Below are 16,546 nucleotides of genomic sequence, written 5' to 3'. Positions count from 1 at the left end.
GCGAAACCGACCGTTTCGGGCGCGACATATTCCCTTGATCGCGCGGCTGTGGTTGGATCACCCGATCAACAGGGAGTCTTCCTCAACCATGCGCATCCGTCATCTCGCCGCCGCCACATTGGCGCTCATGTCCGTCCCCGCGCTCGCGCAGATCGCGACCACGCCGCAGCAGCCCGGACAGCCGATCGCCTCGCGTGTCCCCGCCGGCACCTATCAGGTCGACCCCGCGCACACGCAGGTCAGCTGGCAGGTCAACCACATGGGCTTCTCGATACTCGAAGGGCAGTTCGGCGCGAGCGGCGGTTCGATCACGATCGATCCGAAGAAGCCCGCCGCAACCAAGGTCGACATCTCGTTCAACGTCGACGATCTATCGGTGACTTCAGCGGGCTTCGCCAAGCATCTCAAGTCGGCCGACTTCTTCAACGCTGCGCAATATCCGACTGCGCGCTTCGTCTCGACCCGTATCGTACCTAAGGGCGCGAACAGTGCGACGATGACCGGCAATCTGACGATCAAGGACCAGACCAAGCCGGTGACGCTCGACGTCACCTTCGTCGGCGCCGGCGACAATCCGATGAGCAAGAAGCTTAACCTCGGCTTCACCGCCAAGGGGCAGATCAAGCGCAGCGACTTCGGCGTCGGTGCCTACGCGCCGGTCGTGTCGGACACGGTCAACCTGACGATCCACGCGGCCTTCACCGCCTGATTGGTCGGCGCGGGGGGCGTAGGCCGCCCGTGTCTCTCACGCCGCGCGACGCAGCTTGATGAAGCTGTCGAAGGTCGCGCGGACGTTGGGTCCGGTGTTCGCGAGCAGCCGATCGATGCGCGCGCAGAATTGGTCGCCCTCCTCACCAACGCGTCGTTCAGCCATCGCCCAGTCGCCGAACTCGCGCGTGGCGACCTCGCGTCGCGACAGGATGACGAGCGCATTGTGTCGTGGGTCCTGCTTGATCCGCGCGTAGGCGGTCTCGACCGCGAGCGTCGGCCCCTCCAGCGCCTGGAGAAAGCGCACGCCGTCGGAGTAGAGCAGCCCGCTGATCCCGTCGCGACGGTTGTTGATCCGCGACACCGCGAGGATGCTGGCGAGGTCGGCGGCTCTCGCGACCGACGAAATATAGACGAGTTGCAGCATGGCAAAGGCTCCTTGCCGACGGCCTAGACCCGAGAAGTTAGGCAAGGGTGAATGCTTGCATCCAGGTTAAGTAGATTGCCCGAGCAGCAACGTCGTTTTCGTGAACCGAAGCGCGCTACATGCGGGGTGGACAGCGCGGCGCATGCGCGGCAGAACGACGCACGATGATCTCGGCTAGGCGCCTTCTTCGACTTACGCGCCCTTAGGCGCGACCTCGACTTGTGCGCGTCGCTCGCGCACCCCGCGCCTGAGGGCCTAGCCGACACTCCCCAAGCAGAGAGCTGAGCCATGCTGCGCGATCCATCGACCAAATACCGCCCCTTCCCCGCCATCGACATTCCCGACCGCACCTGGCCGAGCAAGACGATCACCCGCGCGCCGCGCTGGCTGTCGACCGACCTGCGCGACGGCAACCAAGCGCTGATCGATCCGATGGACGCGGAGAAGAAGACGCGCTTCTTCGACCTGTTGGTGAAGGTGGGGTTGAAGGAGATTGAGGTCGGCTTTCCCAGCGCGGGTGCGACAGAGTTCGACTTCATCTCTGGCCTGGTGCGCTCCGGACGTGTGCCCGACGACGTGACGTTGCAGGTGCTGACCCAGTCGCGCCGAGACCTGATCGAAACGAGCTTCCGCAGTCTGGAGGGCGCGCGCACCGCGATCGTCCACCTCTACAATGCGGTCAGCCCGGCGTGGCGGCGGATCGTGTTCGGCATGTCGCGCGACGAGGTGCGCGGAATCGCAATCGAGGGCGCGAAGATCCTGCGCGACGAAGCGGCGAAGCGCCCCGGCACCGACTGGCAGTTCGAGTATAGCCCCGAGACATTCTCCACCGCCGAGCTCGATTTCTCGGTCGAGGTCTGCGCTGGCGTCATGGACGTGCTGCGCCCCACGCCCGAGCGTCCAATCATCTTCAACCTGCCTGCGACGGTCGAGTGCGCGACCCCCAACGTCTACGCCGACCAGATCGAGTGGTTCGCGCGGCATATCCCGAACCGCGACGCGGTGGTGATCTCGCTCCACACCCACAATGATCGCGGCACCGGCGTCGCGGCGGCCGAGCTGGGGATGATGGCTGGTGCCGACCGGGTCGAGGGCTGTCTGCTCGGCAATGGCGAACGGACAGGCAATTGCGACCTCGTGACGGTCGCGCTCAACATGTACACGCAAGGCGTCGACCCGGGGCTCGACCTGTCGGACATCGATGGCGTCGTGAAGACGATTGATTATTGCACCAACCTGCCCGTCCACCCGCGCACGCCCTACGCCGGGGATCTGGTGTTCACCGCCTTTTCGGGCTCGCACCAGGATGCGATCAAGAAGGGCTTCGCGGCGCAGGCGGCGCGGAATGACGGATTGTGGGAAGTGCCGTACCTGCCGATCGACCCCGCCGACCTCGGGCGCAGTTACGAGGCGGTGATCCGCGTCAACTCGCAATCGGGCAAGGGCGGCGTCGCCTGGGTGATCGAGCAGGACAAAGGGTTGCGGCTGCCCAAGCGGCTGCAAGCGGATTTCAGCCGGCATGTGCAGGCGATGGCGGACGAGACGAGCCGCGAGCTGAACGCGGCTGACATCTGGGAGCGGTTCGAGGCGACCTACCTGCCGGGCGAGCAGGACCGTTTCGTGCTGCGCGACTATGAGGAAACGGGTGCGGTAGGCGATCGGTTGTTCGTCGGTCGCGTCGCGGTTGACGGTGAGGAACGGTCGATCTCGGGTCGTGGCAACGGCCTCATCTCGGGCGTCGTTGCGGCGCTGGCTGAGACCACTGGCCCGGACCTCGACGTGATCGACTATGCCGAGCATGCGATCGGCCACGGCGCGGGTGCGCAGGCGGCAGCGTATCTGGAATGCCGGACGGCGGATGGCCGCGTGGTCTGGGGTGTAGGCATCGACACCGACATCGCGACCGCGAGCGTACGCGCGGTGCTGTCGGCGGCCAACCGGGCATGATTCGGTATGAGTCGAAGTGAAGTGACGGGTGTGCGATGGTCGGCTTGTCATTGAGCCCGAGGGTAGCGGAAAACGTGTAATCGTCGAGGCTTGCATTTGCGTGCTGAGAACGCGTGACACGCAGCCGGGCGAGCGAAGTGGAGGAAGTGGAGGTTCACCAACGTTTTTCCACTTTGCCTCCACTTCGCCTGTCATTGCGCTCTCGCCTGCTGGTCCCGGGTGAGCCAAGACATGATGCGGGCATGTAGGACAGCGGTAAGGGCGGCGGGGCGGTTGCGGTCTCAAACGGAGAGCTTGATCGCTAGAGTGCAAGAGGTGCCGCTAGGCATTGCGCGCGAGCGGAACCCCGCATTGTGCCTTTCTGAGCTTCGGAGTTCTCCAGCGGTAAGGCAGAAGGGGTCCCGGATCGAGTCCGGGATGACGGTGGGAGGGTGATCGAGCGTTGAGGTGCCCCGCCACTCACGCGGGTTCGTGGATCGGGCAGCCGTTGGCGCGGGCGCGGAAGTTGGCGCTGTGCTTGTACACGTCGCGGCGCGAGCGATTGATGTTGCCGAGCGGCTGGTGCGCGGCGAGGCCGGTCCAGACGCTGAACCGCAATTCGTCGTTCACGCGCTGAACGCGCGCGTCGTTCCAGCTGTCCTGCGGCTTGGTGCGGATCGTTGCGACGGTGATCGCGGGCGCGTCCTGCTCCTTCCACTCGACCGTCGGGTCCTCGATCGGCTGTTTGTCAGTGTCGCGCTGGAGTTGGACGCGGAATTCCCATTCACCAGCGATATCCCGCAGCTCCTGCTGTAGCGTCTCGCGGATCGCGTTGGGACGGCCCGACGCGTCGATGATCGCCCCCGTGCGCTCCTTCAGGCCAGGCGAGACCGGCACGAGCGAGAATTTGGCGACGTAATCGCCGTAGCGGAACGGCACCGCGCTGTAATAGGTCTCGCCGATCGGATCGACGTTGGGCGCCCCGCCCATCGACCGGACCGCCGCGCTCTCCACGCCCACCGCAGTCAGCGCCGCGTTGACGCCGCGCAGCACCGCGGACAGCGCGATCTTCGCGCCCTCGGCCTTGTCTGTGGTGCGTGCGAGCAGTTTGAGGTTACCGAGGAACTTCTCCGCCGTCTTCGCCTGGAACACGGGTCCGTTGACCATCACGAAGTCCTGCGTGCGCCCCTCCGCGCCGGGCAGCCGCGCGCCGTCGACATTCATCACCTTGATCGCGAGCCCGCGTGGCAGCGAGATCGCGTCGCTCAGGATATCGCCCGGATTGGTCGAGAAGCGCATGAACACTGGATGCTCGCCGGACGTCGCGAACAACCCTTGCGCGAGTTCGGGCGGCAGGTCGGGGTGGATCGTCAGCGTCCCCTCGACGATCGCGTGCGCCTTGGCATGGACCGAGCGGACGGCGTGGCCGTAATCCTCATGCGTGGTCTTGAGGATGATGTCGAACTGCTCGTTGAGCTGCTCGACCGTCTCGCCCTCGTCGGGCTGCACGTCTTCGAGGTCGGACGAATAGCGGATCGGATCGGTCATAGGTGAAGCCCCTTTGTTCTTCACCCATGTTAACCCGCTGGTTGCGCAGCCGTTCCGATGTCACACCGCGGTGCGGCCATATTCCTGCTTGGTGACCGGATGGCTCGACGACAGCCCGCCGTCGACCGCGATCGCCTGCCCGTTGACGTAACTGGCGTCATCACTGGCGAGGAACAACGCGACCTTGGCGAGTTCCTCGGGCTGCGCACCGCGGCGCAGGGGATTGAGACGGCCGAGGCGATCGGTCTTGCCTGCATCCCGCGCGTAATCGAACGTCGGCTTGGTCATGCCCGTCTCGGTCAACCCGGGGCAGATCGCGTTGACGCGGACGTTCGCGCCCGAGAGCTGCTGCGCCGACACCATCGCCAGGTTGATGACGCCCGCCTTGGACGCGGAGTAGGCGGGAGAGCCCGCGCCCGAGCGGATGCCCGCGACGCTGGCGGTCAGGATGATCGCTCCGCCTCTGCCCGTCTGTGCGGCACGCTCCGCGATCTTCGGCGCGGCGTGCTTCACCGCCAGGTATGGCCCGATCAGATTGACGCGCAGCACTTCGGTGATGAGCGACACGTCGGTGTCGAAGATATTGGCCATGCCGCCGGAGATGCCCGCGTTGGCGAACATCACGTCGAGCCCGCCATGCTTGTCGCAAGCGAGCGCGACGGTGCGGATCACGTCGTCCTCGTTACCCGCGTCCATGCGGATTGCCTCCGCGGTGCCGCCGGCGTCGCGGATCATCTGTGCGGTGGCGTCAGCGCCCTCGCTCACGTCGGCGACGACCACGCGCGCGCCCTCGACGGCGAACAATGTTGCCGCGGCGCGGCCGATACCAGAGCCAGCGCCGGTGACGATGATCGATTTATCGGTGAAGCGTGCCATGTCGTTGTCCTTCCCTGCCCTGCTTCCAGCCCGACTCAGATCGTGACGCCGCCGTCGATCACCATCGTCTGCCCGGTCATGAACGCGCTCGCCTTGCTGGCGAGATAGACGACCGCGCCGGCGATCTCCTCGGGCTCGCCGATGCGGCGCAGCGGCGTGGTGGCGTTGCGCTCGGCGACCGCCGCCTCGTCGTCCCACAATGCCTTGGCGAAGTCGGTCTTGATCAGGCCGGGCGCGATGCAGTTCACGCGAATGTTGTGGCGGCCGTATTCGTGCGCGAGGTTGCGCGCGAGCTGCATGTCAGCGGCCTTGCTGATGCAATAAGCACCGATCACCGTGGAGCCACGCAGGCCACCGATCGAGGAGACGATGACGACCGAGCCGTCACGCCGCTCCTTCATCTCGGGCACCACCATGTTGATCAGCCAATGGTTAGAGATGATGTTGTTGTCGAGGATCTTGCGGAACTGATCGTCGGCGATGCCGGCCTGCGGACCGTAATAAGGATTGGAGGCGGCGTTGCAGACCAGCACGTCGATGCGGCCGAATGCACGCCGCGTCTCGTCGACCAGATGCTGCAGGCCCTGCTTGTCGGAGATGTTGGCCGCGACCGCGATCGCGGTGCCCTCGCCGAAGCGCGCGTTGATCTCGCCCGCCGCGGCGTCGCACGCGTCCTGCTTGCGGCTGGAGATGACCACCTTGGCACCCTGCTCGGCGCAGGCGATCGCGGAGGCCTTGCCGATCCCGCGCGAGGAACCGGTGATGAGCACGACCTTGCCGGTCAGATCGAACAGCGACATTCTCGTCCCCTATTAGTGGTCAGGCGCCAGCGCGGCGGGCAAACATCAGCGCCGCGTCGGCGAGCATCGGCACGCGCGCGCTCGTCTCCTCGGCGCGGGCGTTGGAGGCGGTGCCGATCAGGAAGCGCTTCTTGATGCCCTGCACGATGCTGGCGAGGCGAAAGAGGTTGAAGGCGAAATACCAGTCAAGCTGCGGCAAGCCATCGCGACCGGTGCGCGCGCAATAGCGCTCGACCATCTCCTCCAGCGTCGGGATGCCCGTCTCGGGCCCGGTCAGCCCCTGCACGCCCGAGCGCCCCTCGGGCTCGGTCACCCAGCTCATCAGAAAATAGGTCAGGTCGGCGGTCGGGTCGCCGAGCGTGCACAATTCCCAGTCGAGCACCGCGACCACGCGCGGATCGGTGCCGGGCGCGAACTTCATGTTGTCGACGCGGTAGTCGCCGTGGACGATCGAGGTGCGCGTCTGCTCGGGCAAGGTGCGCGGCAGGAACTCGATCAGCGTTTCCATCGCTGGCATGTGCTCGGTCTCGGCACCGCGATATTGCTTGGTCCAGCGGCCGACCTGGCGCTCGAAATAATTGCCGGGGCGACCGAAGTCGCCGAGGCCAGTGGCTTGGTAATCGGTGTTGTGGAGATCGGCGAGCGTGTCGATCATTGCGTGATAATGGTCGCGGCGCTGGTCGGGCGTGAGGCCGGGCATGCCGCCGTCCCAGATCGTTCGCCCCTCGACCATCTCCATCACGTAGAAGGCCGAGCCGATCACGCCCGCGTCCTCGCATAGCCCGTATTGGCGCGGCACGGGGAAGCCGGTGGGGTGAAGCGCGGCCATGACGCGGTGCTCGCGGTCGACCTGGTGCGCGCTGGGCAACAGGTCACCCATTGGCTTGCGGCGCAGCACGTAGTTCGCACCCGGCGTCGTCAGCTTGTAGGTCGGGTTCGACTGACCGCCCGAGAACTTGGCGTAGCTGAGCGGCCCGTCGAAACCGGGCACGTGCGCGCGCATCCACGCGGACAGCCGGTCGGTGTCGAGCCGGTCGCGCTCGGCGATGTCGGTCTGCAGCTCGCTCATTGATCGAACACAATCACGCTGCGGGTGGTGTCGCCCTTGCGCAGCTCGTCGAAGGCGCGGTTGATCTGGCTGAGCGGCAGGCGATCGGCGATGATCGTGTCGAGGTCGAGCTGCCCGCGCATGTAGAAGTCGACCAATCGCGGAATGTCGACCGGAAACCGGTTATAGCCCATGATCCCGCCTTGGAGCCGCTTGCCCGACAGCAGGTCCATCGCCGACAGGCCGACCTTCTCGCTGAGCGGCATCATGCCCAGGATCGTCGCGGTGCCACCGCGACGCAGCACGCCGACGGTCGTCGCGGCGGATTGCGGGCGGCCGACCGCCTCGATCGCGTGGTGGACGCCGCCCTTGGTCAGCTCGACCACCTCGGCCACGGCAGTGTCGCTCATCGGATCGAAGCTGTGCGTCGCGCCGAGCTTCTCGGCGACGGCGCGTTTCTCCGGCACGGGATCGAGCGCGATGATCTTGGCCGCGCCTGCGATCTTGGCGGCGTTGACCGCGGCGAGCCCAATGCCACCGCAGCCGACGACGCACACCGTCTCGCCCGGCGACACGTCGGTAGTGTTGAACACCGCGCCCGCGCCGGTCGTCACCGCGCAGCCGATCAGCGCGGCGCGATCGAGCGGCATGTCGCGGTCGATCGACACGCAGGCGTGCTCGTGCACCAGCATCATCTCGGCATAGGCAGACAGGTTGAGCATCTGCTGCACGCTGCCGCCACTCGCGAGCCGCAGCCGCGGCTCGTCGCGTGACGAGCGGCGTGTTTCGCCCGAGACGCACAGGTACATGCGCCCGGTGATGCAGAATTCGCAATGGCCGCAGAAGGCCGACAGGCAGGTGACGACGTGGTCGCCGGGCTTCACCGTGCGGACTTCGTCGCCGACCGCCTCGACTACGCCCGCCGCCTCGTGGCCTGGGATGGCGGGGAGCGGGTGCGGATAGGCGCCGTCGACGAAGTGGAGGTCGGAACGGCAGACGCCGCAAGCGAGCGTGCGGATCAGCACCTCGTGCGCGCGAGGCTTGGCGACGTCGACGTCCTCGATCTGGAGCGGCGACTTGGTTTCGAACAGAACGGCGGCTTTCATGACCCCACCCTCACCTCATGACGTGCCCCGGCATCTGGCCGGCAGCGAACAGGTGCCCCGCGCCGCGCCCGGCGCGAGGCATGACGGTCAGCGGCTGACGCCGATGTCGCCGCTGGTGACGACGGTGCCACGATCGTTCGACGGGCGATCGATCTTCCACTCGGCATATTTGCCGAACTCGTTCCGCGCGATCGAGCGGGCGTGGACCTCGTCGGGACCGTCGGCGAGGCGCAAGGTGCGCTGGCTCGCCCAGGCGTGCGCAAGGCCGAAATCGTCCGAGACGCCGGCACCACCGTGCGCCTGCACCGCGTCGTCGAGGATTTTGAGCGCCATGCTGGGCGCCTGCACCTTGATCATCGCAATATCGAGCTGCGCCGCCTTGTTGCCCGCCTTGTCCATCGTGTCGGCAGCCTTGAGGCAAAGCAGCCGCGTCATCTCGATGTCGATCCGCGCGCGCGCGATCCGCTCCTCCCACACGCTATGATCGGCGATCCGCTTGCCGAAGGCGACGCGGCTGACGAGGCGCTTGGCCATTGCCTCGATCCCCGTTTCGGCGACACCGATCGTGCGCATGCAATGGTGGATGCGGCCCGGCCCGAGCCGCCCCTGCGCGATCTCGAACCCGCGGCCCTCACCCAGGATCACGTTCTCGACTGGCACGCGAACATCGGTAAACACGACCTCGCCGTGGCCGTGCGGCGCGTGATCGTAGCCGTAAACCGAGAGCATGCGCCTGATCTCGACGCCGGGCGTGTCCATCGGCACGAGCACCTGGCTCTGTTGCTGGTGACGCGAGCCCTCGAAGCTCGTCTTGCCCATCAATATGCCGATCTTGCAGCGTGGATCGCCGACGCCCGACGACCACCATTTGCGCCCGTTGATGACGTAGTGATCGCCGTCACGCTCGATCCGCGTCTCGATGTTGGTGGCGTCGGACGAGGCGACCTGCGGCTCGGTCATCAGAAAGACCGAGCGGATCTCGCCGTTCATCAGCGGGCGCAGCCAGCGCTCCTTCTGCTCCAGCGTACCGTAGCGGTGGAGCACCTCCATGTTGCCGGTGTCGGGCGCCGAGCAGTTGAAGCACTCGCTCGCCCAGCCGATCTTGCCCATCTCCTCGGCGCAGAGCGCATATTCGAGGTTGGTGAGCTGCGTGCCCTCGAACTCGAACGTCTCGTCGACGTGATGCTGGCCCGAATGCGGCGGCATGAAGAAATTCCACAGGCCCGCGGCCTTGGCCTTCTGCTTGACCTCTTCGATCACCGGAATGACTTTCCAGCGGTCGCCGGTGTGCGACTGCTCGTGATATTCGTGATTGCGCGGTGCGATCTCGGCGTCGATGAACGCCTTCACGCGGTCGCGAAAATAGGTCTCGCGCTCGCTCAGGGTGAAATCCATCTCGTCCCTCCGCCTTGATCCGTTTGACGCGGGTCTAGGCCATACCGGTTATTCGGTAAAGCGCCTGATTGCGCCGTTTATCGCTGCGACGAGTTGACGGCGGACGCCCGCACAAAGGGACTGTTTCTTCGAAAAGCTTTTGCTACAGTCCGGCGATGGGGGACACCCGAGTAGACGATACCACCAGCACGCGGCGTTTTCGCGAGAAGCGCGACGCGATCCTGGCCGCCGCCGCCGAGGCGATCAACGAGCAAAGCGCGAAGGGCATGACCTTCGCCGACGTGGCGCGTCGCGTCGGGCTCAACACGACCAGCGTCACCTATTATTTCAAACGCAAGGAGGATCTGGCCGCCGCCGCGTTCGAGTATACGCTCGATTACCTGCTGCGGATGCTGGACGAGGCGATGCTGGCCGACACGCCGGCCGAGCGCGTCGCGACCTACCTCCGGCTCAACATGGAACGGCTCGCGCGCATTGAGCGCGGCGAGGAAAAGCAGTTCGCCGTCCTGTCCGACCTGCGCGCGACCGAGGACCCGGTGCGCACCAAGCTGATGGCGGGGTGGCGCGAGGTGTTCCGCCGCACGCGGCTGCTCTGGGGTCCGGCCACCAACCGCGCGCGGACCGATCTCGCCAGCGCGCGCGCGCACGTGCTGCTGGAGAACACGTTCTGGATGCCGGTGTGGCTGCCGCGCTACGACGTCGACCAATGGCCGCGCGCGTGCGAGCGGTTGATCGACCTGTTCCGCCACGGCGTCGCCGGACCGGCCGCGGCGTGGTCGCCGCACCCGATCGCGCTGGGCCACGACGATCCGGTACCCGGGCGCGAGGCGTTCCTGCTGGCGGCGACGCGGTTGATCAACGAACTCGGCTATCGCGGGGCGAGCGTGCAGCGGATCGCGTCGGAGCTGAACGTCACCAAGGGCAGCTTCTATCATCACCTCGACGCCAAGGACGATCTGGTCGCCGCCTGCTATCGGCGCAGTTTCGACACGATTGCGGCGGCGCAGCGCCAAGCCGACGAGCGCGGCGGCACACAGTGGCAGCGGTTGTGCGACACCGTGGCGACGCTGCTCGACGTGCAATTCTCCGAGCACGGCCCGCTACTGCGCACCACCGCGCTGAGCGGTTTGCCGACCGAGACGCGCGCGGCGATGGTCGAGCGATCGAACCGGATCGCGCGGCGCTTCGCCGGCACGATCAGCGACGGCGTGGCCGAAGGCACGATCCGCGCGGTCGACAGCCTGATCGCGGCGCAGGCGATGATGGCGCTGCTCAACGCCGCGTTCGACATGCGCAAATGGGCGTGGTCGATGCCGCGCGAGCGCGCCGCCGCGCTCTACGCCTCCACGCTGATGTTCGGGATGTTCGACGACCGCGCGCTGTAACGGGTGCGGTTCGGCTTCCTCAGACCGGCTGACCGAGCACCTTCTCGCGCACGCGCAACGCGATTTGGTTGAGCGGGCCGCGGCGACGCGTGAATTCGCGCACCGAGCAGCCGAGGAACAGGTGGCTGTCGCGCAGCAGGTGCGAGCGATCGTAATAGCCGGTCGCTTCGAGCACGCTGGCACCCTGGTCCGGTGTGGCGAGCAACGCATTGAGCGCGCGCGTGAACCGAGTGCGGCGCAGCAGCAGCTTGGGCGTGAAACCGAAGCTCAACCGCGTCATCGTCGCCAGGGCGCGCGGGTTCATGCCGAGCATCTCGGCGATCACGTCGATCCGCGTCTCCTCCCCCTGTTCGAGTATCGCGAACAATTGCGCGATCCGCGGATCGGCGGGCGGTCGGCGATGCAGCCGCGCCTCGAGCCAGCGGGTAAACGCCTGCTCTGGCGTGTCGGCGGCATTCAGCGCGTCGTGCAATTGATCGGCACCCAAGTCGAGGTGCGACAAGGGAATGACGCGATTGGCGTGTTTCGAGATATCGCCGCCGAACAATTGCGCCCAGCCGAGCGGCTTGATCCCGACGCCCACCATCGTTCCGCCCTGCGTCGACAGGTAACCCGCGCAACTGGTCGGGCCGATGAACGCCACCTCTGGCATCGGGTCGAAGGTGCGCGGCCCCATGCGCAGCGACCAAGGCGGGCTCTCGTGCAACGACACCCGGATCGAGGGCCAGCTCGGCAGGAACACGTCCTTGAGCGTCAGCCCCGGCGGCAGCGCCGCGTGGAAGGAATGATATCCTGTGACGTAGGGCGCCAGCGCGGCGCTCGGCTGCCAATATTGTACCGGTGAAACTGCTTCGCTCATCGCCCCCGCCCCCCAGCAGTGATGAACGCGCTCGTTACCACCCTTTCCTACATTAAGGAAACCACGAATAAACGGCCACTTTGGTTACAAAGTTGCGGTGGCGTCGCGTCGCCGCATCACGACGCCCGCGCGCCAGTAAGCGAAGATCGCGAGCGGGGTGAGCAGTGCGACACACAGCATCGCCCAGCGGAGCGACTGCGTGCCGTAGCTCGGTTGCAGGTGGTCGCTCAGCTTGCCGACCAGGAACGGCCCGAGCCCGAGACCAATCAGGTTGATGACGAGCAGCGTCAGCGCAGCCCAGACCGCGCGCAACCGGATCGGCGCGAGATGCTGGATCAGCGCAAAGGTCGGTCCGAGATAGGCACCCGCGAACAAGGCGGCGATGAAATAGCTGGCGAGCGCGAAGCGGGGATCGTCGACGAAGTAGAAGCCGACGGCGAAGGGGAAGGCGACGACCTTGAACACCGCCACCACCCAACTCTGCGCGTGAAGCCCGTAGCGCTTGGCGGCGCGATCGGCGGCGGCACCGCCGAGCAGCGCGGAGGTCGAGCCGATCAATGCGGCAGGCAGCGCGACGTATTTCGACACTTCCAGCATGGAGAAGCCGAGCGAGCGCTGCATGTAGCTCGGCCCCCAGCCGGTCAGCGCGTAGCCGACCAGCGAGGTAATCGTGACCGCGGCAACGAGATACAGCGCCACGGGATCGCGCCACATCGCGGCGATTCCGTCGCCCAGCGACGGCATGGCGGCGGGCGCATCCATCGCACGTTGCGCGTCGGACAAGCCGCGGCGCGGCTCGGCCATGAACAGCCACACGATAATCGCGAGCACCACGCCTGGCAGGCCGACCACCATCATCGCGACGCGCCAATTGTACGCGTGCGCGACGAAGCCACCGATCATCATGCCGAGCCCGCCGCCCAGCAACACGCCGAGCGAGTAGATCGCCATCGCCGACGCGCGCTTCTCCGGCGGGTAAAGGTCGGCGATGATCGAGTGGCTGGGCGGCCCCGCCCCCGCCTCGCCCACGCCCACGCCGATACGCGCCAGCATCAATTGCGTGAAATTCTGCGCGAAGCCCGACAGCGCGGTCATCGCGCTCCACACCGCCAGGCTGATCGCGATGATCCGCTTGCGGCTGGTCCGGTCGGCCAGACGCGCGATCGGAATGCCGAGCGTCGCGTAGAATATGGCGAAGACCAGGCCGGAGAGCAGCCCCAATTGCGTGTCGGACAGCTTCAGGTCGGCCTTGATCGCTTCCAACAGGATCGCGAGGATCTGCCGGTCCATGAAGCTGAAGAAATAGGTTAGCGTCAGCAGCGCGAGCGTCCAGCCGCGGCGCTTGAGCGCCAGCGTGTCGGCGATCTCGGGACGGTCCAGTTTCACCGAACTGCTCTCCTGTTATCTTTGCCGGAGGCTAGCGGCTGCGGCGATGGTAAGCCAGTCGCTTTATCGCGCCGAAACGTTGCGTCACAATAGTTTGGCGCGAAACGACACGGCCTTGAGATAAGCGACTAATCAACAACGAAGCGCGGCGCCGCACGGGAGTTGTGCGACGCCGCGAAGTCACGATTACGCGATCAGAAACGACCGCGCAGGGTCACGCCGTAGGTGCGCGGCTCGGCCAGGAATTGCGAGAACAACTGGCGCCCGCCCGGATAGATCGGATCCTGGAAGGTGGCGGTGTTCGCGCCCTGCTGGAACGGCGAGTTGAAGGCGACCTGCGCGTAATCCTTGTTGAGCAGGTTCTGCGCCCACAGCTCGACCGAGATGCGGTTGTTGGGCGCACGGAAGCCGACGCGCGCGTTGACCAGCGCGAACCCGTCCTGCTCCTTTTGCGGGAACAGGTCGGAGCCGGTGTTGTAGTCGCCGGTCAGGCGGGTGTCGCCGTAGAACAGCAGCGACCAGCCGGTGCTGCCGAGGTCGGGCGTCCATGCCGCCGAAGCGGTGACCACCGCCTGCGGCGCGTTCGACAGATTGTCGCCCGGCAGCTTGCGCAACGCCTGGTTGAGCGGCGCGCCGCTGTTCGAGCCGACCAGATTGTTGCGGAACTTGGTGTCGGCATAGGTGAAGCCCGCGGTGAAGCGGAAATCGCGCGCGGGCACCAGCGTCGCTTCCAACTCGACACCCTGCGACACGACGCCGTAGCCGACGTCGTCGCGCGCGCAGGCACCCGAGGCGGCGGCGGCAGCGTTGAAGTTGGGTGCGGTCGCGAAGGTGCTCTGGTCGCGGTCGGCGCCGTTCAGGCTGCTGGTGCACCCGTTGACGTTCTGCACGATGAACACGGTGCCGTCGAAGGTGTTGAGCTGGAAGCTGCTGAACTCCTGCCGGAAGCCGGCGATCGACAGCGAGAACGGGCCGGTCGCGTATTTGGCGCCGATCTCGAAGGCGTTGACCTTCTCGGGCTCGAACTGGAGCCCGCCCACCAGTGCCTGCGCGCCGCCGAGCGATGCGAAGCTGGTCGTGATCTGGCCGTTGGCGGGTTGCAGCGGCGCCTTGAGCGCGGAACGGTCGAAGTTGAACCCGCCCGCCTTATAGCCGCGCGAGTAGCTGCCGTAGACGAGCAGGTCGTCGATCGGCTTCCACGACAGGATTCCGGTGCCGGTGAACTGATCTTCCGAACGGCGATCGCGGATGCTGACGCCGTTCAGCTCGGCGGTGGAATTGCCCTGACAGCCGAGCCCGATCAGCGCTTGCGCCAGTGCGCGGCGCGTGGCGAGCCCGGGTGCCGCCGCGATCTGCGCCGCGGTGATGTTCGCCTCATCGGTCAGCGTCTGCTGCAAGGCGACGCAGCCGGTGTTGTCGTTGCCGAACGTCGCGGAGAAGCGCTTCTTCTCGGTGGTGTAGCGCAGGCCCAGCGTCAGATCGATGTTCGAGGTGACGTGGATGATGTTGTGCGTGAAAGCGGCGAAGCTTTCCATGTTCTGGTTGTAGCGATCGATCGTCGATCCGCGATCGTTGATGCCGTCGAGCGTCAGGAAACCCGCGGCGACATCCGCCCCACCCGCGGCGGCGAGCGTAGCGGGTCCGACGCCGGGTGCGACGCAACCGGCGCTGTTCGGCGCGTAAAGCGCGGCGAGACCGCCACCCGAAATGATGCGGCAGGTCGCGAAACGCCCATATTGCGAACCGAACCGCAGGTTGCTTTTGCCGCGGAACTTCTCGTTGACGTAGAAGCCGCCGATCAGCCAGTCGAGCTTGTCGTTGAACAGGCTGCCGTTCAGCCGCACTTCCTGGGTAAAGGTCTTGAACTGGCGGCGGTTGTTGCCGTCATTGGCGTTGTAGAGGATGTCGACAGTGCCGTAGTCGGTGTCGCTGCCCTGCTCGTTGTAATAGTCGCGGTAGGCGGTGATCGACGTCAGGTTGGTGTCGCCGAACTTCCAATCGAGCTGGCCCGAGAAGCCGTAGTCCTGCGTCTCGCCGTCGTATCCGCGACCGCGCGACACCGACACGTTCCGGCTGTAGCCCTGGTTGAACGCGCCCAGGTTCTGACCCAGGTCGCGCAGCACGTTGACGATGTTGTTGCCGCCAGCAAGGTTGGTGGCGAGCGGTGTGGCAGGCTCGTTCAGATTGCCGATGTATGGATTGACCGTCCGGTCGACGTAGGTCGCGGCGCAGCATGCTTCCTTGCGCTTGGTGTAATCGCCGATCAACCGCAGCGAGATGTCGCTGGTCGGCTCGAACAGCAATTGCCCGCGCAGGAAATAACGGTCGCGGTCGTTGATGCGGCGATCGTTGTTCGTGTCGCGGTAGAAACCGTCGCGCTTGACGTAGACGCCGTCGAGCCGCGCGGCGAGCGTGTCGCCCGCAATCGGGCCGGTCACACCGCCGGCCAGACGCACGAAGTCGTAATTGCCGTAGGTCGCCTCGCCGTTCGCGCCGAAGGTGAAGCTCGGCTTCACGCTGATGATGCTGATCAGACCGGCCGAGGAGTTGCGCCCGCCAAGCGTGCCCTGCGGGCCGCGCAGCACCTCGATCCGGTCGATCTCACCCAGTTCGTTGAGGCCGATGCCCGAGCGTGAGCGGTACACGCCATCGATGAATACGACGACCGAGCTTTCCAGACCCGGATTGTCGCCCACCGTGCCGATGCCGCGAATGCGTGGCGAACCGTTCGCCTCCGATCCGGTGGAGGACACCAGCAGCGACGGCGCGAGCTGGTTCAGCTGGCGGATGTCGTTCGCGCCAGACAGCGCGAGGCTCTCGGCGTTCACCGCCGAGATCGCGACCGGCACGTCGGCCAGCACCTGCGCGCGGCCCTGTGCGGTGACGACGATGTCGGCGGGGGTGGAATCGACGTTGCTGGTCGACTGGACCGGTGCCGCCTCGGCAGCACCGTCCGGCGTGGTGGTTTGCGCGCCGGCACTGCCGGCGGCGATAAAGGCGGCGACCGCGCACGCGGACAACAGCATATGCCTTGCCATCTGATCCTCTCCTGTCGGCCGGGCGGTTGTGCGCTCCGTACCGT

The 16,546-nt window shown here is 66.1% G+C and carries 13 protein-coding genes; 3 read left to right on the top strand and 10 right to left on the bottom strand.

Translation table 11 applies throughout. The annotated features are described in order from the left end of the window. Positions 1-88 precede the first annotated feature (88 nt). The gene (locus HRV97_RS03880) at positions 89-709 is read left to right on the top strand and encodes a YceI family protein (protein WP_174192331.1); all 621 of its coding nucleotides are present in this window, start codon (positions 89-91) and stop codon (positions 707-709) included. 36 nt (positions 710-745) lie between these two features. Here HRV97_RS03880 and HRV97_RS03875 read toward each other — a convergent pair whose 3' ends face one another. After that, positions 746-1,135, bottom strand: a complete 390-nt coding sequence (locus tag HRV97_RS03875) for a BLUF domain-containing protein (RefSeq protein ID WP_174192330.1) — start codon at positions 1,133-1,135, stop codon at positions 746-748. A 288-nt stretch (positions 1,136-1,423) separates the two neighbouring features. Between HRV97_RS03875 and leuA the strand changes: the two genes are divergently transcribed. Continuing rightward, on the top strand, positions 1,424-3,082 hold the full coding sequence (leuA, locus tag HRV97_RS03870) for a 2-isopropylmalate synthase (protein ID WP_174192329.1): 1,659 nt from the start codon (positions 1,424-1,426) through the stop codon (positions 3,080-3,082). A gap of 459 nt (positions 3,083-3,541) precedes the next feature. On the opposite strand, the gene HRV97_RS03865 is transcribed toward leuA, so the two are convergent. The 6 genes from HRV97_RS03865 to HRV97_RS03840 all read right to left on the bottom strand — a co-directional run bounded on the left by HRV97_RS03865 (position 3,542) and on the right by HRV97_RS03840 (position 9,834). Further along, positions 3,542-4,609, bottom strand: coding sequence for a catalase family protein (locus HRV97_RS03865; RefSeq protein WP_174192328.1), 1,068 nt, complete (start codon positions 4,607-4,609; stop codon positions 3,542-3,544). Positions 4,610-4,669: 60 nt separating this feature from the next. Further along, the gene (locus tag HRV97_RS03860; protein ID WP_174192327.1) at positions 4,670-5,485 is read right to left on the bottom strand and encodes an SDR family NAD(P)-dependent oxidoreductase; all 816 of its coding nucleotides are present in this window, start codon (positions 5,483-5,485) and stop codon (positions 4,670-4,672) included. Between the two features lie 35 nt (positions 5,486-5,520). After that, entirely contained in the window at positions 5,521-6,285 is a 765-nt protein-coding gene (locus tag HRV97_RS03855) for an SDR family NAD(P)-dependent oxidoreductase (RefSeq protein ID WP_174192326.1), read from the bottom strand. Positions 6,286-6,304: 19 nt separating this feature from the next. Next, positions 6,305-7,354: a phosphotransferase family protein gene (locus HRV97_RS03850; protein WP_174192325.1), complete on the bottom strand. Its 1,050-nt coding sequence runs from the start codon at positions 7,352-7,354 to the stop codon at positions 6,305-6,307. Further along, entirely contained in the window at positions 7,351-8,439 is a 1,089-nt protein-coding gene (locus HRV97_RS03845) for a Zn-dependent alcohol dehydrogenase (RefSeq protein WP_174192324.1), read from the bottom strand. Before HRV97_RS03845 ends, HRV97_RS03850 begins: the two co-directional genes overlap by 4 nt. Before the next feature lie 87 nt (positions 8,440-8,526). Beyond that, complete coding sequence (locus HRV97_RS03840; protein WP_174192323.1) at positions 8,527-9,834, bottom strand: acyl-CoA dehydrogenase family protein; 1,308 nt, start codon at positions 9,832-9,834, stop codon at positions 8,527-8,529. 155 nt (positions 9,835-9,989) lie between these two features. Here HRV97_RS03840 and HRV97_RS03835 point away from each other — a divergent pair, with 155 nt between their 5' ends. After that, entirely contained in the window at positions 9,990-11,219 is a 1,230-nt protein-coding gene (locus tag HRV97_RS03835; protein ID WP_174192322.1) for a TetR/AcrR family transcriptional regulator, read from the top strand. 19 nt (positions 11,220-11,238) lie between these two features. Here the strand turns inward: HRV97_RS03835 and HRV97_RS03830 are convergent, their stop codons facing one another. From HRV97_RS03830 to HRV97_RS03820, 3 genes are all read right to left on the bottom strand, one after another. After that, positions 11,239-12,078, bottom strand: coding sequence for an AraC family transcriptional regulator (locus HRV97_RS03830; RefSeq protein ID WP_174192321.1), 840 nt, complete (start codon positions 12,076-12,078; stop codon positions 11,239-11,241). Between the two features lie 84 nt (positions 12,079-12,162). After that, positions 12,163-13,464: an MFS transporter gene (locus HRV97_RS03825; RefSeq protein WP_174192320.1), complete on the bottom strand. Its 1,302-nt coding sequence runs from the start codon at positions 13,462-13,464 to the stop codon at positions 12,163-12,165. Between the two features lie 194 nt (positions 13,465-13,658). Next, positions 13,659-16,502, bottom strand: a complete 2,844-nt coding sequence (locus HRV97_RS03820) for a TonB-dependent receptor (protein ID WP_174192319.1) — start codon at positions 16,500-16,502, stop codon at positions 13,659-13,661. Positions 16,503-16,546 lie beyond the last annotated feature (44 nt).

The organism is Sphingomonas hominis, from assembly GCF_013328205.1.
GTDB lineage: Bacteria > Pseudomonadota > Alphaproteobacteria > Sphingomonadales > Sphingomonadaceae > Sphingomonas > Sphingomonas hominis.
This window is presented reverse-complemented; position numbering and strand designations above follow the sequence as displayed.